At 71.8% G+C, this 18,559-nt stretch carries 15 protein-coding genes; 7 read left to right on the forward strand and 8 right to left on the reverse strand.

Annotated elements, in window-relative coordinates:
- Positions 1 to 67 precede the first annotated feature (67 nt).
- From H5397_RS10370 to H5397_RS10380, 3 genes are all read left to right on the forward strand, one after another.
- On the forward strand, positions 68 to 1,072 hold the full coding sequence (locus tag H5397_RS10370) for an LCP family protein (protein WP_182817213.1): 1,005 nt from the start codon (positions 68 to 70) through the stop codon (positions 1,070 to 1,072).
- A gap of 35 nt (positions 1,073 to 1,107) precedes the next feature.
- Positions 1,108 to 1,467 (forward strand): hypothetical protein, encoded by a 360-nt coding sequence (locus H5397_RS10375; RefSeq protein WP_182817215.1) that lies wholly within the window; start codon positions 1,108 to 1,110, stop codon positions 1,465 to 1,467.
- Between the two features lie 75 nt (positions 1,468 to 1,542).
- Positions 1,543 to 2,922: a glucose-6-phosphate dehydrogenase gene (locus H5397_RS10380; protein WP_182817217.1), complete on the forward strand. Its 1,380-nt coding sequence runs from the start codon at positions 1,543 to 1,545 to the stop codon at positions 2,920 to 2,922.
- A 77-nt stretch (positions 2,923 to 2,999) separates the two neighbouring features.
- Here H5397_RS10380 and H5397_RS10385 read toward each other — a convergent pair whose 3' ends face one another.
- The 3 genes from H5397_RS10385 to H5397_RS10395 all read right to left on the reverse strand — a co-directional run bounded on the left by H5397_RS10385 (position 3,000) and on the right by H5397_RS10395 (position 6,808).
- On the reverse strand, positions 3,000 to 3,884 hold the full coding sequence (locus H5397_RS10385) for a sugar ABC transporter permease (RefSeq protein WP_182817219.1): 885 nt from the start codon (positions 3,882 to 3,884) through the stop codon (positions 3,000 to 3,002).
- Positions 3,884 to 5,473 (reverse strand): ABC transporter permease subunit, encoded by a 1,590-nt coding sequence (locus tag H5397_RS10390; RefSeq protein ID WP_309224333.1) that lies wholly within the window; start codon positions 5,471 to 5,473, stop codon positions 3,884 to 3,886. The genes H5397_RS10385 and H5397_RS10390 overlap by 1 nt, the downstream gene beginning before the upstream one ends.
- A 93-nt stretch (positions 5,474 to 5,566) precedes the next feature.
- Positions 5,567 to 6,808, reverse strand: a complete 1,242-nt coding sequence (locus H5397_RS10395; RefSeq protein WP_182817221.1) for a maltose ABC transporter substrate-binding protein — start codon at positions 6,806 to 6,808, stop codon at positions 5,567 to 5,569.
- Between the two features lie 267 nt (positions 6,809 to 7,075).
- Between H5397_RS10395 and H5397_RS10400 the strand changes: the two genes are divergently transcribed.
- The gene (locus H5397_RS10400; protein WP_182817223.1) at positions 7,076 to 8,095 is read left to right on the forward strand and encodes a LacI family DNA-binding transcriptional regulator; all 1,020 of its coding nucleotides are present in this window, start codon (positions 7,076 to 7,078) and stop codon (positions 8,093 to 8,095) included.
- 13 nt (positions 8,096 to 8,108) lie between these two features.
- Here H5397_RS10400 and H5397_RS10405 read toward each other — a convergent pair whose 3' ends face one another.
- From H5397_RS10405 to H5397_RS10415, 3 genes are all read right to left on the reverse strand, one after another.
- Complete coding sequence (locus H5397_RS10405; protein WP_182817225.1) at positions 8,109 to 8,591, reverse strand: methylated-DNA--[protein]-cysteine S-methyltransferase; 483 nt, start codon at positions 8,589 to 8,591, stop codon at positions 8,109 to 8,111.
- Positions 8,588 to 10,057: an AlkA N-terminal domain-containing protein gene (locus H5397_RS10410; RefSeq protein WP_182817227.1), complete on the reverse strand. Its 1,470-nt coding sequence runs from the start codon at positions 10,055 to 10,057 to the stop codon at positions 8,588 to 8,590. The genes H5397_RS10405 and H5397_RS10410 overlap by 4 nt, the downstream gene beginning before the upstream one ends.
- 62 nt (positions 10,058 to 10,119) lie before the next feature.
- Positions 10,120 to 11,067: a diacylglycerol kinase family protein gene (locus H5397_RS10415; RefSeq protein WP_182817229.1), complete on the reverse strand. Its 948-nt coding sequence runs from the start codon at positions 11,065 to 11,067 to the stop codon at positions 10,120 to 10,122.
- Positions 11,068 to 11,175: 108 nt separating this feature from the next.
- Here H5397_RS10415 and H5397_RS10420 point away from each other — a divergent pair, with 108 nt between their 5' ends.
- The 3 genes from H5397_RS10420 to H5397_RS10430 are packed head-to-tail and all read left to right on the forward strand — an operon-like array spanning position 11,176 to position 15,490.
- Positions 11,176 to 11,760 (forward strand): TetR/AcrR family transcriptional regulator, encoded by a 585-nt coding sequence (locus tag H5397_RS10420; protein WP_309224334.1) that lies wholly within the window; start codon positions 11,176 to 11,178, stop codon positions 11,758 to 11,760.
- Entirely contained in the window at positions 11,760 to 13,493 is a 1,734-nt protein-coding gene (locus H5397_RS10425; protein ID WP_182817231.1) for an ABC transporter ATP-binding protein, read from the forward strand. Before H5397_RS10420 ends, H5397_RS10425 begins: the two co-directional genes overlap by 1 nt.
- On the forward strand, positions 13,490 to 15,490 hold the full coding sequence (locus H5397_RS10430; protein WP_375539431.1) for an ABC transporter ATP-binding protein: 2,001 nt from the start codon (positions 13,490 to 13,492) through the stop codon (positions 15,488 to 15,490). Before H5397_RS10425 ends, H5397_RS10430 begins: the two co-directional genes overlap by 4 nt.
- A 62-nt stretch (positions 15,491 to 15,552) precedes the next feature.
- Here the strand turns inward: H5397_RS10430 and H5397_RS10435 are convergent, their stop codons facing one another.
- A complete protein-coding gene (locus tag H5397_RS10435) occupies positions 15,553 to 17,769 on the reverse strand; it encodes a glycoside hydrolase family 3 C-terminal domain-containing protein (protein WP_182817232.1) in 2,217 nt (738 codons plus the stop codon).
- A 29-nt stretch (positions 17,770 to 17,798) separates the two neighbouring features.
- Complete coding sequence (locus H5397_RS10440) at positions 17,799 to 18,521, reverse strand: VIT family protein (RefSeq protein ID WP_182817234.1); 723 nt, start codon at positions 18,519 to 18,521, stop codon at positions 17,799 to 17,801.
- Between the last annotated feature and the right edge of the window lie 38 nt (positions 18,522 to 18,559).

Raw genomic sequence — 18,559 nt, forward strand, 5'->3', positions numbered from 1 at the left:
GGGACACCCTATCGAGAACCCCCCGCGGCTCCCGAGTCGGGTTGCCACCGCGGCGTACCGTGGGTCCGTGACCTTCTCCCGCCGCACGGGCCTGGCCGGCGGCCTCGCCCTCCTCGCCTCCGCGCTGGCCGGCTGCACCCGGACGCCCCCGCCCGCGTCCCCCTCCCCCCAGCCCCCGTCCCCGGTGCCCACCCCGGCCGCGCCGACGGCGTCCGCGACACCGAGCCCGAGCCCCACGCCGACCTGGACCGACCCGCTGCCCGCCGGTCCGTTCACCGCGCTGCTGCTGGGCACCGACACGTGGGAGGACCCTGCCACGGGCCGGCCCGACGCCATCCTCGTCGCCCAGCTCACCGCGGCCCGCGACCACCTCGCGCTGGTGTCGCTCCCGCGCGACGCCTGGGTGCCCATCGATGGCGGGCGCGAGGGCAAGGTGAACTCGGGCTTCGGCGGGGACGTCGGGCGCATGACGCGGACGGTGTCGTCGGTCCTGGGCGACCTGCCGATCCACGCGACCGCGCTGACCGGCTTCGCCGGGTACACCGCCATCGTGGAGGCGCTCGGCGAGTTCCACGTCGAGAACGCCATCGAGTCGACGTTCATCGACCCCAACAACGGGCGTCCGTCGCACTTCCCGAAGGGCCGCATCACCCTCACCCCCGAGGACTGGCTGGTGTACGCCCGCCAACGCAAGGAACTGCCCCGCGGCGACCTCGACCGCACCGCCCGCCACCGGGCGATCCTGCTCGGCATGCTGGCCCGGGTGCGCGAGCTGGCCACGGGCCCGGACGCCGCGGGCCTGGCCGGGCTCGCTGCCGCGGCCCTGGCCCACGTCCGGGTGACCGGGCAGATCGGGCCGGAGGCCCTGCTGGCGTACGCCCCACGGCTGGCGGGCCTGGGGCTCGATGACGTGACGGCCCTCATGGTCCCGGTGTCAAGCTTCGGCACGAAGTCCGGCCAGTCGGTGACCCTGCTGGACGCCGCCCTGACCGCCGACCTAGCGGCGGCGCTGGCGTCCGGCGACGTGCGCGAGTACGCCGCGCAGACGGCCGGCAACCCCCGGACGCGCTGATCCCCCGCCCCGACCCCGAGGAGTCCCTCGCCTTCGTGGACGCGCTGGCGGATGGGCCCGCCACGGGCGACGGGCGACGGGCCGCCATGGAGGAGTGGGTCTGGCTGCAGCTACGCCACCGCGGGGCGACCGACGTGATGGCCGCCAACCCCCAGCTCGCCACGCTCCTGCTGGAGCGCTTCCCGGGCACCGGGATGGCGGACCTCGGCCCGCGGGCGTCCGACTGGCTGGTGGGGGCGGACGCCGACGACCGCGCCCGGCTGCGCGCACTGGCCGCCCTCAGGATCCTCCACGTCGACTACGTGGTGAAGGTCGGATACGACCACATGGCCCGCGCGACCCTCGTCCGCGAACTCGTGGACGCGGCCGAGGGCGTGCTGGACGGCCTCGCGTAGCCGGGTCGGGGGCGATCCACCCTGACCACCACGGGGATTGACTAGGGTTGACCCGCTGACCACGTAAGGAGCGCCATGTCGGACAACCAGCCCGTGACCCTCGTCATCCTCGGCGCGTCGGGTGACCTCACCCACCGCCTGCTGCTGCCCGGGCTGGGCACGCTGCTGCGGACCCGCCCCGACCTCGACGTGAAGCTGGTCGGCGCAGCCTTTGAGGCGCTCGACGAGGCGGAGTGGCGCAAGCGCGTCAGCGAGGCGCTCGCAGACGGCGGTTGCCGAGTGGAGCGGGCCGAGCGGATGGCGTCCGAGACCCGCTACGCCCAGCTCGACGTCACCGACCCGGCCGCGATGAGCGCGTTCCTGGCCGAGGTCGACGAGGCCGGACGCCCCATCGTGCTGTACTTCGCGCTGCCGCCGGCCATCAGCCAGAAGGCGTGCGGCGTGCTCGCCGGGCTGGACCTGCCTGAGGGGCTGCGCCTCGCGATCGAGAAGCCGTTCGGGTCGAGCCTCGCCTCGGCGCAGGAGTTCAACAAGCTGCTGGCGTCGGTGGTGCCCGAGGACCAGATCTTCCGCGTCGACCACTACCTGGGCAAGGCGACGGTGCTCAACCTGCTGGGCATCCGCTTCGGCAACCGCATCTTCGAGCCGGTGTGGAACGCCAACAACATCGAGCGCGTCGAGATCATCGCCGACGAGCAGCTCGCCCTCGAGGGCCGCGCCGGCTACTACGACGGGGCGGGCGCGCTGAAGGACATGATCCAGTCGCACCTGCTGCTGGTGATGGCGATCTTCGCCATGGAGGAGCCGGCCAACATCGACGCCGTCGAGCTGCGCGACCTCATGGTGCACAGCCTGCGGGCCACCAAGGTGTGGTCGGGCGAGGGCGAGGTGCCGTCGCGGCGCGCGCGCTACACGGCCGGGTCGATCGACGGGCGCGAGGTGCCCGACTACACCGCGGAAGAGGGCGTGGACGCCTCGCGCAACACCGAGACGCTGGCCCAGGTCACAGTGGAGATCTGCAACGCGCGCTGGGCGGGCGTCCCGTTCCGGCTGCGCTCGGGCAAGGCGCTGGGCGACGGCTTCCGCGGGATCGTGGTGAAGTTCAAGCCGGTCGCGCACCTGCCGGGCGGGTTCCACAACGGGGCCGAGCCCAACCTCATGGTCATCGGGTTCGCCCCCGAGACCATCGGGCTGTCGGTCACCACCAACGCCGAGGGCGACCGCTGGGACCTCGAGCAGACCACGCTGGGCACCGAGCTGTCGGAGTCCCCGATCCGGCCCTACGGCGAGATCCTGGACGGCATCCTGTCCGGCGACCCGCTGTTGAGCGTGCGCGGTGACATCGCCGAGGAGTGCTGGCGCATCCTCACCCCGGTGCTGGACTCCTGGGCATCGGGCGAGGTGCCGCTGGACGAGTACACCGCCGGCTCCTACGGCCCGACCGCCTGGAACTGACGCCCCCGAACGCGCTGAGAGCCTGTGTCGACATGCGACACAGGCTCTCAGCGTCCTGACGGCAGGCTCTCGGCGGATCAGCCCTTCACACCACCGGCGGTGAGGCCGGCGACGATGTACTTCTGCAGGTACATGAACAGCAGGACGATCGGGATGGCCGCGACCACCGCGCCCGCCGCGAACAGCGACCACGGGGCGTTGCGCTCGTCGGAGGCCCACACGTACAGGCCGACGGCCAGGGTGTAGTTCTCGGGCCGGGCCAGGATGATCCGGGCCAGGATGAACTCACCGTAGGTGCCGACGAAGGACAGCAGCCCGACGACCGACAGGATCGGCGTGACGAGCGGCATGATCATCCCCCAGAAGATCTGGGCGTGGGTGGCGCCGTCGATCTTGGCGGCCTCGTCCAGGTCGTCCGGGATCGTGTTGAAGAACCCGTACATGAGGAACGTGTTCGCACCCAGCGCGCCGCCCAGGTAGACGGCGATGAGGCCCAGCAGCGACCCGATGCCGAGCACCGGGAAGATGTCGCCGATGGTGAGCAGCAGCAGGAAGATGGCGACGAAGGCCAGCATCTGCGGGAACATCTGGATGATGAGCAGCGCGGTCAGCGACCCGCGGCGTCCCTTGAACCGGAACCGGCTGAAGGCGTAGGCCGCGGCGGCCGCCATCAGCACCGTCCCGATCGCGGTCGCGGTGGCGACGATGAACGAGTGCAGCATCCAGCGCGGGAACAGCGACCCCAGCAGGGTCTGATAGTTCTCGAGCGAGACCTTCTCGAACAGGCGGATCGAGCCGGTCAGCGTGCCGCCCGGGTTGAACGAGGCCGACATCACGTACAGCAGCGGGAACACACAGATCGCGATCATGACGAGGGCGACGATGTGCTTCCAGCCGACCTCCTTCCACCAGCGCAGGCCGCTGACGGGGGACTTGTTGGCGTTCTCGAGCTTGACGGCCATCACATGATCTCCTCGAGCTTGCGGGTCTGGCGGAAGCCCAGCCACGAGATGAAGCCGACGATGAAGAAGATCATGATCGACATCGCGCTGGCGAGGCCGTACTGCTTGACGCCCGACTCGAAGGCCACGGAGTAGACCATCGAGATCAGGATGTCGGTCTCACCCATGATGATCGGCAGGCCCGGGTAGTTGGGACCACCGCCGGTCAGCATGAAGATGAGCGAGAAGTTGTTGAAGTTGAACGCGAACGACGCGATCAGCAGCGGCGCCACCGACACCATCAGCAGCGGCAGGGTGATCGACCAGAACCGGCGCATCGGGCCGGCGCCGTCCACGACGCCCGCCTCGGTGAGCTCGCCGGGGATCGCCTGCAGCGCACCGGTGCAGATCAGGAACATGTAGGGGAAGCCCAGCCACAGGTTCACCAACAGGATCGAGATCTTCGCCAGGTCACCGTCGCCGAGCCAGTTGATGTCGGCACCGCCGAGCAGCATGTTGTTGATGATGCCGAAGTCGCGGTTGAGCATGCCCTTCCACACCAGCGCAGCCAGGAAGCCCGGGAACGCGTACGGGAGGATGAACATGGCCCGGTAGAACGTGCGGCCCTTGACGCGCGGGTCGTTGAAGATGACCGCGAGGGCGAGGCCGAGCGCGAAGGTGGTCAGCACCGACAGGATGGCGAACGCGAACGTCCAGGCCATGACCGACAGGAACGGGCCCTGCAGGCGGCTGTCGGTGAACATGCGGGTGAAGTTGTCGGCACCCACGAAGACGCGCCAGCCGGGGTTCAGCGACGAGCCGTCCTCGGCCACGTAGAGGCCCTGCTTGGGGTCGGCCTTGTAAACCTTGCCCTCGGCGTTGGTGAACGTGTCGGCGGCCTCGTCGTAGTCGAGCAGCGACTTGGCCGTGTAGGCGGTCGAGCCGTTGTCGGTGCGCAGCCAGCCGTCGTCGGGGTTGTCGGAGACGGAGACGCGCAGCCCGAGCACGTCGGCCTGGCGCTGCTGGATCTCGGAGATCGGCAGGATCGTCGCGCCGGGCACCTCGGTGACGCGGTTGTTGTCGGACGCCGCACCGGCCACCTCGGCCAGCGGCTGCTCCGCGGTGCCCGCCTTCACGACGCCGTCGTCGACGATCGCGAAGCCGAGCTGACCGTTCTGCTCGAGGACGGCGACAGGACGGGTCGGCGTGCCCTCGACGCGGCGGTCGGAGGTCTTGAGGATCTGGGTGATGGCCGGGCCTTTGGCGTCGTTGTGGCCGTCACCGTAGTTGGTGAACGCGACGTAGGCGGTGTTGCCCATCACGTAGAGCTGGTACACCAGCAGGAACGCGAGCCCGGGCAGGAGGTACTTGGCCGGGATGGCCCGCTTGCTGAAGTAGACGTAGTTGGCCACCACGAGCAGGGCGGCGAGCGCGGCCAGGACCCAGTACTCACCCTGCGCCCAGGAGGCCATGATCCCGTACACGCCGAAGGCGTTGACGAGGGCCATCAGGACGAGCTTCACGTAGAAGCCGGGGCGGGACAGGTCGCGCGCGTGCGAGAGCTGTGGCTTGGTCGGCGCCGGCGGCGCCTGCTTTGTGTCGAGGGACACGTCGTTCCTTCCCTTCCGGTCGCGTCAGTGCGGCCTGGCAAGCAAAGTGGGCGGGGCGAGAAACCTCACCCCGCCCATCTTGTCACAAGTGGCTCAGAAGCCGGCCTTGATGTTCTCGACCATGGTCTTCCAAGCGGCGACCGGGTCGGCGGCCTGGCCGTTGATGATGCTCACCTGAGTGTTGCCCCAGTGGCTCCACACGGCGCCCATCTCGGGGATGGAGGGCATGGGCTGGCCGTTCTTGCCGGCCTCGGCGAAGCCGGCGAGCAGCTCGTCGGTGATGCCCTCGGCGACCGAGGTGTCGGCCGGGACGCGACCGCCCAGGTCGAACAGCTTCTGCTGGGCCTCGGTGGTGGCCATGTAGTCGAGGAACTGGTTGGCGAGGATGCCGTTCTCGGACTTGGAGGAGAGGTAGACACCCTGGACACCCAGGAACGGGGCGGAGGGCTGGCCACCGGCGGAGGGAACCGCCAGGACGGAGATGTCCATGCCGGCCTCGGTGAAGGCGGCGGTGTTCCACGGACCCGTGATCATGTACGGGCTCTTGCCGTCGAGGAAGGCCTGCTTGGCCTGGTCGCCACCCATGGAGGCGGACACAACCTTCTCGTCGGCCAGCTTCTTCAGGTAGGTCGCGAAGGCCTCGCCCTCAGCACCCTCCATGCCCAGCTCGTTGGTGTAGGAGCCGTCGGCGTTGGACTTGAAGACCGGGGCGCCGAAGGAGGTCTGGATCGGGTACATGTGGTACGCGTCACCCTGGTCGCCGACCTGGATGATGGCCGGGAACTCGGCGCCGGCGCCCTTGGCCTGCTCGATCAGGGCGTCGAACGTGTCCGGGGTGTCCTGGAGGATCTTGTTGTTGCGGACCAGCGCGATGTTCTCGACCGCGTAGGGGACGCCGTACAGGGCGCCGTCGTACTGGAAGGCGGCGATGGTGTTGTCGGCCAGCTTGCCCTTGTCGCCGAGCTCGATCGGGGAGATCAGGCCGTTGGAGACGAGCTCACCGGTCCAGTCGTGCGCGCCGACGATCAGGTCGGGGCCCTCACCGGTCGGGGCCTGGGCCACGAAGTCGGTCTTGATGTCGCCGGTCGGCTTCTGCACGACGTCGAGGGCGACGCCGGAGGCCGAGACGAAGTCCTCGCCCAGCGCCTTGAAGTCGTCGATGCGGGTCTCGTCGACCCAGATGGTCAGCGAGCCGGCGGCCGGGGCAGCGGACTCGGAGGTGGCGGCCGACGTGGGGGCGGCTGCCGGGGTGGTGGCGGGGCTGCCGGTGCCGCCGCAGGCGGCGAGGCTCAGGGCCACGCCAGCGGCGAGCACTGAAACGATGCTCTTGCGCATGTGGTTGTTCTCCTTCGTGGGGGGCGGCTCCCGTGCCGGACCCTTGGATGACCCCAACACTAGCCCATCTCGTTGCAAGCTTCGCCCCCCCGTTTCGTAACGTTTTCATCACCGTGCATGACAAGAGGGACGCCGTGGGGCACAGTAGTGCCCAAGAACAAGGCTGTGACTCCGTTATTAGTCACGACGACCAGCATGCAAGGACCTTGCAAGACTTGCAGTAGGGTGTTCCGCAACGTACCGACGCCGGAGGGAGGACCAGCGACCATGACAACCGTTTCCAAGGCGCGTCTCGCCGACCTGGCCGAGGCCGCCGGCGTCTCCACCGCGACCGTCTCGCGCGTGCTGAACAACCGCCCCGGGGTGAAGGCCGACACCCGCGAGGCCGTCCAGGCCGCGGCGGCGGCGCTCGGCTACGCCGCCGAGAGGCCGGGCCCGCGGCGTCCGGGGCCGGTCGCGATCATGCTGCCCGAGCTGTCGAACCCGTCGTTCACCGCGTTCGCCGAGATCCTCGACTCCTTGCTGTACGCCGCGGGCGTGCGCACGTTCGTGTGCCCCGCCGGCCCCACCGGCATGAGCGAGGACCAGCACCTGGCCGCCCTCGTCGACACCAACCTCGCCGGCATCGTGTCGGTCAGCGGCATCCCCGCCAACAACACCCTGTCGCTCGAGCCGTACGAGAAGATCATCTCCCGCGGCATCCCGATCGTGTTCATCAACGCGCCCACCGACGAGCTCGCGGCCGGCTTCTACTCGTGCTCCGACGCCGAGGCGGTCAACGCGTCCGTCGCGCACCTGCGCACGCTGGGCCACCGCCGGATCGGCCTGGCCGTGGGCCCCGACCGGTTCGTGCCCGCCCGCCGCAAGGCCGCCGCGTTCGAGGCGTTGGGCTTCGGCCCCGAGAGCATCGAGCGCACCACCTACACCGCCGAGGGCGGCCAGGTCGCCGCGGGCCGGCTCATCGAGTCGGGCCACACCGCGATCGTGTGCGGCTCCGACCTGATGGCGCTGGGCGTGATCCGCGAGGCGCGCGTGCGTGGCATGCGCGTGCCCGAGGACCTCTCGGTCGTCGGCTTCGACGACTCCCCCCTGATGGCGTTCACCGACCCGAGCCTCACCACCGTGCGCCAGCCGGTGCGCCCGATCGCCGAGGCCGCGGTCTCCGCGCTGCTGCGCGCGATGGGCGACGGGTCGGAGCTCGACCCGACCGAGGTGCTGTTCCACCCCGACCTGGTCATCCGCCGCTCGACCGGGCCCGCCCCGGCCGGCCGCGCGATCCTGCCCTGACCCCGCCCGAGCCCTACGCCCCCAGCTCGCCCCGCTCGTGGTCGAGCAGCCGGCGCTTGCGCTCCACACCCCCGGCGTAGCCGGTCAGGGACCCCGAGGCCCCGACCAGCCGGTGGCAGGGCACGATGATGCTGATCGGGTTGCGGCCCGTCGCGGCCCCCACCGCCCGGGACGCCCCCGGCCTGCCCAGCTCGCGGGCCAGTTCGCCGTAGGTGCGGGTCTCCCCCGCCGGGATGGCGCGCAGCGCCTCCCACACCTCGGCCTGGAACGCCGTGCCCCGCGGGGCGAGCGTCAGGTCGAAGTCGTCGCGGGTCCCGGCGAAGTACTCCCCCAGCTGGGCGACGGCGTCGTCGGCGATCGTGTCGTCGCGCTCGCCCAGGCCCACGGCGTCCGGGACGTACTTCTGGCCGTCGGTGTAGAGCGCGCAGAGCACGCCGGCGTCGTCGACGACGAGGGTCAGCGGCCCGACGGGCGAGTCGATCACGCGGTGCTTCATGGTGCCTCCAGTGGCAGGTGGTTGATCGGGTGGGGCACGGCGGCCCACAGGTGCTGGGTGGCGTAGGCGCGCCACGGACGCCAGCGCTGCGGCCCGGCGTCGGGGTCGATGCCGAGCGCGGCACAGCCCTTGCGGACGCCGAGGTCGCTGGCCGGGTAGGCGTCGGGGTCGCCGAGGGAGCGCATCGCGACGACCTCGACGGTCCACGGCCCGATGCCCGGCAGGGCGGCCAGCCCGGCGCGCGCGGCGTCCCGGTCGGTGCCGGGCGAGAGGTCGACCGCCCCGGACGCCAGCGCGGCGGCCAGCCCGGTCAGGGTACGCACGCGGGACGCCGGCATGGCCAGGGCGGCCGGGTCCGGGTCGACCAGGGCCTCAGGCGTCGGGAAGAGGTGGGTCAGGCCGCCGACCGGGTCGGTGACCGGGTCGCCGTGCCGGGCGACGAGCCGGGCCGCGTGAGTGCGCGCCGCGGCCGTGGAGACCTGCTGGCCGAGCACCGCCCGGAGCGCGAACTCGTGGGGGTCGACGGTGCGCGGCACCCGGCGGCCCGGGGTCGCCTCGACGAGGGGGGCCAAGGCCGGGTCCGTCGCGAGGGCGGCGTCGACGGCCACGGGGTCGGCGTCCAGGTCGAGAAGCCGGCGGCAGCGGCCGATCGCGGGCGTGAGGTCGCGCGGGTCGGCGAGGTGCAGCGTCGCGGCGACGTGGTCGGGCCGCGGCGCGAGCGCCACGAAGCCGGCGCCGTGTGGCAGCCGCAGGGTGCGGCGGTAGGCGCCGTCGCGCCACTCCTCCACCCCGGGCACCGCGGTCGCGGCCAGGTGGCCGAACACGTTGCCGGGCTCGAAGGGGCGCCGGAACGCCAGGCGCAGGGAGATCTCGAGCAGGCGCCCGGGGGCCTCGGCCCGCGGCCGGCGACGGTCGCCGCGCAGCCCCGACGGGGTGGTCGCGTAGACCTGCTGCACCGTGTCGTTGAACGAGCGGATCGAGCCGAACCCCGCCGCGAACGCGACCTCGGCCAGGGGCAGGTCGGTGGTCTGCAGCAGCACGCGCGCGGTGTGCGCCCGCTGCGCCCGGGCGAGGGACAACGGCGTGGCGCCCAGCTCGTCGAGCGTCAGCCGTTGCACCTGCCGCACCGAGTACCCCAGGCGGGTGGCGAGCCCGTCGACGCCCTCGCGGTCGACGATCCCGTCGACGATGAGGCGCATCGCCCGGGCGGTGGTGTCGGCGCGGACGTCCCACTCCGGCGAGCCGGGCACGGCGTCGGGCCGGCAGCGCTTGCAGGCGCGGAACCCGGCCGCCTGCGCGGCCGCCGCGCTCGGGTGGAAGGTCATGTTCGCGGGCGCGGGCGTGCGCGCCGGGCAGGAGGGGCGGCAGTAGATGCCGGTGCTGGTCACCCCGGTGAAGAACGTGCCGTCGAACCGCGCGTCGCGGCTGGCGACGGCGGCGAGGCAGGCGTCTCGATCGGGGACCACGCCCCCATCCTCACGGACGCCGCGCGCCCCGGTCTAGCAGGAAAGCGACACGGCAGCCGGGATCAGTTCCAGCCCTCGGCCGGAGCGGGCAGGCGGATCGGCAGCCCGGCCTCGTGCACCTCGCACAGCATGGCGCGCACCTGGCCGATGGCGTCGCCGTCGAGCTCGCCCTCGACCGGGCGGCCCAGGTGCACCTCGACCTTCTTGGCCTGCACCCGCTGGACGGCGCTGTGCCCGAAGCGGTGGCGGGTGACCAGGTCGGCCACGACCGCCCCCCAGCCCATCAGCCCGCGCGGGGAGGCGACCATGACGTCGAGCAGGCCGTCGTCGACCTTCGCGTCGGGCATGAGCTGCGCGCCGGCGGTCAGCTCGCCGCAGTTGCCGACGATCACGGTGCGGGCGTGCTGGCTGCGCGCGTGGTGCCCGTCGGCGACCGCGCGCACCCGGAAGCCGCGGTTGAACAGCACCTTCGCCCCGGACATCACGTAGGCGACCCACCCGAGGCGCTTCTTCACGCCCTCGTCGACCTCGGCCATCGCCTCGGCGTCGAGCCCGACGCCCGCCGCGACGAGGAAGACCTCGACGTCGCCGTCGTCGAACGTGACCCGCCCGACGTCGATGCGCTGGGTGGTGCCGGTCAGCACGATCCGCAGGGCCTCGTCGAGGTCGAGCGGCAGCCCGAGGTTGCGGGCCAGCAGGTTGCCGGTGCCAGCCGGCAGCAGGCCCAGCGGCACCTCGGCCTCGTCGTCCGGCGGGCGCTCCTCGAGCAGGCCCTGGACCACCGCGCGCACCGTCCCGTCTCCGCCGAGGGAGCACACGACGCTCGCGCCGTCGCGGACGGCCTGCTTGGCCTGGCCGACGCCCGGGTCCTCGACCGTGGTCTCGTACCAGGCCGGGGCGGGCCGGCCCTCCTCCGCGCAGGTCTCCTCGACCTGCGCGCGCACGGCGTCGGGGTCGTCGAACTTGCTGGGATTGATGACCAACGCGATGCGGCCTGCAGTGGTGTCCACCCATCCAGCCTAGTGGGCGGGTGGGGTGGGAACGGACGCCCCACGGGCTGGGCAGGCGGCGTCAGGACGAGTTGTGAGTGAGCACTCACTCACTTATGCTGGGCCGACGTGAGCAGAGCACGACCCATGCCTCCGGAGGAGCGGCGCGCGGCGCTCGTCGAGGCCACCCTCCCCCTGTTGCTGGAGCACGGCGCCACCGTCTCCACCCGCCAGATAGCCGAGGCCGCCGGCGTGGCCGAGGGCACGATCTTCCGGGTGTTCGAGTCGAAGGACGACCTCGTCCACGCCTGCCTCCACGACGCGCTCACCAACGACGCCCTCGCCGAGCAGCTGGACGCCCTCCCCCGCGACCTCGACCTGCCGGACACCGTGGCCCGCACCGCGGCGATCCTCGCCGAGCGGATCGCGGGGATCCGCATCCTGCTCGGCCTGGTGCACCACCGGCCGCAGCCCGCGGCGTCCGAGGACTGCGCCCGCCCCGACCCGGTCGCCCTGCGGGCACGCGCGGTCGACGCCGTCGCCGGCGTGCTGGCCCGGCACGCCGACCGGCTGCGCGGCACGCCCGAGGCCGCGGCGTCCGCGCTGCTGGCCGTCACGTTCGGCACCACCCACAGCTTCTTCGGCGGCGGCGACCTGGCCGACCCGGACGCACTCGCCGACCTCCTGCTCCACGGAATCTCGAAGGACGCCTGATGCTCCTGGCCACGCTGAGGACCTACCTCAAGCCGTACGCGCGCAACATCGCGCTCGTCATCCTCTTCCAGCTGCTCGCCACCGCGGCGGCGCTCTACCTGCCCACGCTGAACGCGCGGATCATCGACGAGGGCGTCGCCCAGGGTGACACCGCGAAGATCTGGGACCTCGGGCTCATCATGCTCGGCGTCACCGCCGTGCAGATAGTCGGCCAGATGTCGGCGATCTACTTCGGCGCGCGCACCGCGATGGGGTTCGGGCGCGACCTGCGGGCCGCGATCTTCCACAAGGCGCTGTCGTTCAGCACCCGCGAGGTCAACCACTTCGGCGCCCCGAGCCTGATCACGCGCACGACCAACGACGTCCAGCAGGTACAGACGCTGGTGATGATGACGGCGTTCATGATCGTGCAGGCCCCGATCATGATGGTCGGCGGCATCTTCATGGCCCTGCGCGAGGACATCGGCCTGTCGTGGCTGATCGCCGTCGCGGTCATCGTGATGGGCACGATCATCGTGGCGATCCTGCTGCAGGCGCTGCCGTTGTTCCGGCAGATGCAGGTGCGGATCGACACGCTCAACCGGGTGCTGCGCGAGCAGATCGCCGGCCTGCGCGTCATCCGCGCGTTCGTGCGCGAGCCGTGGGAGGCCACCCGCTTCAACCGCGCCAACAGCGAGCTGACCACCACCTCGCTGCGGGTCGGACGCCGCATGCTCACCTTCTTCCCCGTGGTGCAGATGGTGATGGCGGCGTCCTCGGTCGGCGTGATGTGGTTCGGCGGCCTGCGCGTCGAGGCCGGCGAGATGCAGATCGGCCAGCTGACGGCGTTCCTGCAGTACCTCATCCAGATCCTGATGAGCGTGATGATGTCGACGATGATGCTGATGATCGCGCCGCGCGCCCAGGTGTGCGCGGTGCGCATCCAGGAGGTGCTGCGCACCGACTCGTCGGTCGTGCCGCCCGCCTCGCCGGTGCGTGAGGTCGCCGGGCACGGCGAGGTCCGGTTCGAGGACGTCTCCTTCTCCTACCCCGGCGCCGAGGAGCCGGTGCTGAGCGACATCTCGTTCGCCGTCACCCCCGGCCAGACGCTGGCGTTCATCGGCGCGACGGGCTCGGGCAAGTCGACGCTGGTCAACCTGATCCCGCGGCTGTTCGACGCCACGGCCGGCCGCGTGCTGGTCGACGGGGTGGACGTGCGCGACCTCGACCCCGAGGTGCTCTGGGGCTCGATCGGTCTCGTGCCCCAGAAGCCATACCTGTTCAGCGGGACCGTCGCCTCGAACCTGCGCTACGGCAAGCCGGACGCCACGGACGAGGAGCTCTGGCACGCGCTGGAGGTGGCCCAGGCCCGCGACTTCGTCGAGCGGATGGACGGCCAGCTGGACGCCCGGATCGCCCAGGGCGGCACCAACGTCTCCGGCGGCCAGCGCCAGCGGCTCTCGATCGCCCGCGCCCTGGTGGCCAAGCCCGACGTGTACGTGTTCGACGACTCGTTCTCGGCCCTCGACGTCGCGACGGACGCCCGCCTGCGCGCCGCGCTCGTGGACGAGACCCGCGACGCCGCGGTGGTGATCGTCGGCCAGCGGGTCGCGACCATCGCCGGCGCCGACCAGATCATCGTGCTCGACGAGGGCCGGATCGAGGCCGTCGGCACCCACGACCAGTTGCTCGTGACCTCGCCCACCTACGCCGAGATCGTCGAGTCCCAGTTCAAGGCGGAGGAGGCGGCATGAGCGACGCGAAGCAGCCCCCCAAGGTGACCGACGCGCCCGAGCGCCCCAAGCACGGCCCGCAGGTCCGCGGCCACGGGCCCATGGGCGGCATGGGCGTCCAGGAGAAGGCGATCAACTTCGGCCCCTCCCTGCGCCGCCTGCTCGGCACACTGCGCCCCGAGCGGCCCCGGATCATCGCCGTCATGGTGCTCACCTCGATCGCGGTGGTCGCCAACGTGGTGCAGCCGAAGATCCTCGGCTCGATGACCGACCTGCTGTTCACCGGCCTGCTCGGCGCGATGATCGGGCGGGGCGTCCCGGCCGGCACGTCGCTCGAGGCCGTCGTCGCCGGGCTGCGCGCCCGGGGGCAGGACACCTTCGCCGACATGCTGCAGGGCATGTCGGTCGTGCCGGGCGTCGGCGTCGACTGGGACGCCGTCGGCCGCGTCGGCCTCCTGGCCCTCGCGCTGGCCGTGGCCGGCGGACTGCTGATGTGGGCGTCCGGCTGGCTGCTCAACGACGTGGTGAACAAGTCGGTCTACCGCATGCGCGAGCAGGTGCAGGCCAAGCTCGACCGGCTGCCGCTGAGCTACTTCGACCGCCAGCCGCGCGGCGAGCTGCTCTCCCGGGTCACCAACGACATCGACAACATCGCCCAGTCGCTGCAGCAGACGCTGTCGCAGCTGCTGACCAACCTGCTGACGCTCATCGGCGTGCTCGTGATGATGTTCTGGGTCTCGCCGGTGCTCGCGCTGATCGCGATCGTCGCGGTGCCCATCTCGATGGTGGCCGCCATGGTCATCGGCAAGCGCGCCCAGGGACGGTTCGCGGCCATGTGGAAGTCGACCGGTGACCTGAACGCCCAGATCGAGGAGGCCTACACCGGCCACGCGCTGGTCAAGGTGTTCAACCGCTCCGCCGAGGTCGAGCAGGCGTTCGCGCACGACAACGAGAAGCTCTACACCGCGGCCTTCGGGGCGCAGTTCATCTCGGGCCTGATGATGCCGGTGATGTTCTTCATCGGGAACCTCTCCTACGTGGCCGTCGCCGTCGTCGGCGGCCTGCGCGTGGCGACCGGCCAGATGAGCCTTGGCGACGTGCAGGCGTTCATCCAGTACTCGCGCATGTTCACCCAGCCGATCACCCAGGTCGCGTCGATGGCGAACCTGCTGCAGTCGGGCGTGGCGTCGGCCGAGCGCGTCTTCCAGGTGCTGGACGCCGACGAGCAGTCGCCCGAGGCGTCCGGGTCGCTGCCGGTGCCGCTGTCGGGCCGGGTGCGGTTCGAGGACGTCGCGTTCTCCTACACCCCCGACAAGCCGCTCATCGAGGGGCTGTCGTTCGAGGCCTACCCGGGCTCGACCGTCGCGATCGTCGGCCCGACCGGGGCCGGCAAGACCACGCTGGTCAACCTGCTCATGCGGTTCTACGAGCTGGACGCCGGCCGCATCACCCTCGACGGCGTCGACATCGCCTCGGTGCCGCGCTCCGAACTGCGCTCGAAGACCGGCATGGTGCTGCAGGACACGTGGCTGTTCGGCGGGACGATCCGGGAGAACATCGCCTACGGCCGCCCCGACGCCACCGAGGAGGAGATCGTCGCCGCGGCGACGGCCACCTACGTCGACCGGTTCGTGCACACCCTGCCCGACGGCTACGACACGGTGATCGACGAGGAGGGCTCGAACGTCTCGGCCGGCGAGAAGCAGCTGATCACGATCGCCCGGGCGTTCCTGGCCGACCCGTCGCTGCTGATCCTGGACGAGGCCACGTCCTCGGTCGACACCCGGACCGAGCTGCTGCTCCAGCGGGCCATGGCCGCGCTGCGCTCCGACCGCACGTCGTTCGTCATCGCCCACCGGCTCTCGACGATCCGCGACGCGAACGTGATCCTCGTCATGGAGGAGGGCCGCATCGTCGAGCAGGGCAACCATGAGGAGCTGCTCGCCGCCCGGGGCGCGTACTTCCGGCTCTACCAGTCGCAGTTCTCCGGCGCCGCGGAGGACCCGGACGCCGCCTGACCCACCGCGGCGGAGCGGGAGGCAGGCTCTCGGCGCGCGGAAGGCAGGCTGTCGGCGCAGGGTCAGCCGTGGCTGGCCAGCACGGCGTCCACGTCGGCGGCGGTCAGCGGGACGTCGGGGTACTTGGCGAACCGGCGCAGCGGCTGCCCGGCCATCACCGCCATCACCCCGGGGGTGAACTCGATGCTGGCCCCGCCGGGGACGCGCGCCATCAGCGCGGCCCACGCCTCCTCGTCGGCCATCCACTCCGCGATGGTCGACTCGGCGTGCAGGCGGGCGCGGCGCGCGGGCACGTCGAGCCTGAGCTCCTGCACCAGCGGCAGGTCGCGCGAGTTCGGGCCGGCCTCGATCGTGAACAGGCCCGACTCCACCACCCAGCGGCCGTGCACCTGGGACCAGAACGAGAACGCCCGGGCGTCCAGCGGCAGGGTGACGGTGCGCGACTCCCCCGGCTCCAGGCGGAGCTTGGTGAACGCGCGCAGCTCGCGCGGCGGGCGCGGCACTGACGCCGGCGCATTGCCGACGTAGACCTGCACGACCTCGCAGCCGGCCCGGTCCCCGGTGTTCGTCACGGTCACCTGCACGGCCACGCGCAGGTCGCGGGACGCCGGCGTCCCGGTCACCTTCACCACGAGCCGGTCGTAGGAGAACGTCGTGTAGCCGAGGCCGAACCCGAACGGGAAGGCCACCTCGCGGTCGGCGGCGTCGAAGCCCCGGTAGCCCACGAACACGCCCTCGCCGTAGTCGACGAACCCGGTCTCGCCCGGGAACATCAGCGACGACGGGTGGTCCCCCAGGCGGACGGCCAGCGTCTCCGCGAGGCGCCCGGACGGCTCGGCATCGCCGACCAGGACGTCGGCGAGGGCGAGCGCGCCGGCCTGTCCGCCGAGCCAGCCCTCGATGAGGGCGTTCGCGTGCTCGAGCCACGGCGACACCTCGACCGCCGAGCCGTTGCTCAGCACCACGACGATCGGCTTGCCGGCCTCAGCGAGCGCGCCGAGCAGGGCGAGCTGGGCGTCGGGCAGGCGCAGGTGGGTGCGGTCCTGCCCCTCGGTCTCCTCGGCGTCGGGCAGGCCGAGGCAGGCCACCACGACGTCGGACGCCTCGGCCGCGGCCACCGCCTCGTCCACCAGCGGGTCGTCGAACTCACCCGAGAGCAGGAACCCGGGCGCGAACGTCACCCGGCGCCGGGCGGCGAGCGTGTCGACGAGCCGCTCCACCGTCGTGGCGTTCACCTTCGACGACCCGCCGCCCTGGAAGCGCGGGGACCGGGCGAACTCGCCCACCAGCGCCACCTTCGCACGGGGCGCCAGCGGCAGGACGCCGTCGTTGGCCAGCAGCACCATCGACTCCTGGGCGGCCTCGCGGGCGAGCTGGTGGTGCGCCGCGGCGTCCACCGGCCCAGCCGGGCGCACGGCGTCCACGGCCCGCTGGGTGAGCGCGAGGATGCGCGCCGCGCCCAGCTCGAGCAGCTCGCGGGACATCTGGCCCGACTCCACGGCGTCCGCCACCTCGACGTCGGAGTTGCCCAGCTCGTGCGGCATCTCCAGGTCGAGCCCGGCGGCCAGGGACTCGACCCGGTCGAGCACCGCACCCCAGTCGCTGACGACGGCGCCGTCGTAGTCCCAGTCGCCGCGCAGCACGTCGGTGAGCAGCCAGGGGTCCTGCGACACGTGGGTGCCGTTGAGCTTGTTGTAGGAGCACATGACCATCCACGGGTGCGCGCTCAGCACGACCTTCTCGAACGCCGGCAGGTAGATCTCGCGCAGGGCGCGCTCGCTGACGCGCACGTCGACGCGCATGCGGTCGGTCTCCTGGTTGTTGGCCGCGAAGTGCTTCACGCACGCGCCGACGCCCTCGGCCTGCAGGCCGTACACGAGCGCGGACGCCAGCGTCCCGGCCAGGAGCGGGTCCTCACTGAAGTACTCGAAGTTGCGCCCGCCCAGCGGGGAGCGCTTGATGTTCACGCCCGGGCCGAGCACGACGTCGACGCCCTGCTCGGACGCCTCGCGGCCCAGCGCCTGCCCCACCCTCTTGAGCAGGGCGGGGTTCCAGGAGGAGGCCAGCCCCACCGCGGGCGGGAAGCAGGTCGCCGGCCGGGACTCCCCCAGCGACGCGCCGAGCTCGACGCGCAGGCCGTGGGGCCCGTCAGCCACCCGCACCCGGCGGACGCCCAGCCGCTCGATGCCGCTGGTGTGCCAGGTGCCGTCGCCGCACACCAGGCGCGCGAGTTCGTCGGTGGTGGCCTGGGTGAGGATGTCGTCAACGTCGAAGGACATGCCTCATGGTCCCACGCCCGGGGGCATGCTCACCCGATCTGGGTGCCCACCAGGGTGCCGATCGCGAAGGTGATGCCCATGGCCAGGACGCCGCCGATCACGTTCCGCACGATCGCGCGCGCCACGGGGGCGTCCCCGGCGCGGGCGGAGAGGAAGCCGGTGAGGAACAGCGCCAGCAGGACGGCCACCACCGTGACCACGACGCGGGTGCTCGGCGGGCTCAGGACCATGGCCAGGAGCGGGATGAGCGCGCCGAGGGCGAAGGCGATCAGGGAGGAGACCGCCGCGTGCGTCGGCGAGGTCAGGTCGTCGGGGTCGAGGCGCAGTTCGATGTCGGCGTGCGCGGCCAGCGCGTCGTGGGCGGTGAGCTCGCGGGCGGCCTCGCGCGCGACGGCGTCTGACATGCCCTTCTCCTGCAGCAGGCGGGTGAGCTCCTCGAGCTCCTCCTCGGGCATGGTCCGGAGCTCGTGCTCCTCCTTGGCCAGGAGCGCGCGCTCCGAGTCGCGCTGGGCCGAGACCGAGACGTACTCGCCGACGGCCATGGAGAGCGCGCCGGCGACCAGGCCGGCGATGCCCGCGGTGGCGAGGGCGGCGGTGTTGGTGGTGGCGCCCGCCACGCCCATGACGAGGCCGGCGGTGGAGATGACGCCGTCGTTGGCCCCGAGCACGGCGGCCCGGAGCTTGTTCAGCATGCTGGCGTGGGTTCCGGTGTCCTGGTCGAACCGGTGCACGAGGGCGCGGACGTCGGTCATGACAGCATCGTGCGCCCCTGTTCGGGGGCCCTCAAGCT

The organism is Propioniciclava sp. MC1683, from assembly GCF_014164675.1.
Classification (GTDB): domain Bacteria; phylum Actinomycetota; class Actinomycetes; order Propionibacteriales; family Propionibacteriaceae; genus Propioniciclava.

Bases quoted from the DNA above. Each gene is read 5' to 3' on its own strand.
- H5397_RS10405 (WP_182817225.1), bottom strand. From the start codon at position 8,591: ATGAAGCACCGCGTGATCGACTCGCCCGTCGGGCCGCTGACCCTCGTC.
- H5397_RS10430 (WP_375539431.1), top strand. From the start codon at position 13,490: ATGAGCGACGCGAAGCAGCCCCCCAAGGTGACCGACGCGCCCGAGCGC.
- H5397_RS10440 (WP_182817234.1), bottom strand. From the start codon at position 18,521: ATGACCGACGTCCGCGCCCTCGTGCACCGGTTCGACCAGGACACCGGA.
- H5397_RS10395 (WP_182817221.1), bottom strand. From the start codon at position 6,808: ATGCGCAAGAGCATCGTTTCAGTGCTCGCCGCTGGCGTGGCCCTGAGC.
- H5397_RS10400 (WP_182817223.1), top strand. From the start codon at position 7,076: ATGACAACCGTTTCCAAGGCGCGTCTCGCCGACCTGGCCGAGGCCGCC.
- H5397_RS10435 (WP_182817232.1), bottom strand. From the start codon at position 17,769: ATGTCCTTCGACGTTGACGACATCCTCACCCAGGCCACCACCGACGAA.
- H5397_RS10380 (WP_182817217.1), top strand. From the start codon at position 1,543: ATGTCGGACAACCAGCCCGTGACCCTCGTCATCCTCGGCGCGTCGGGT.
- H5397_RS10425 (WP_182817231.1), top strand. From the start codon at position 11,760: ATGCTCCTGGCCACGCTGAGGACCTACCTCAAGCCGTACGCGCGCAAC.
- H5397_RS10385 (WP_182817219.1), bottom strand. From the start codon at position 3,884: ATGGCCGTCAAGCTCGAGAACGCCAACAAGTCCCCCGTCAGCGGCCTG.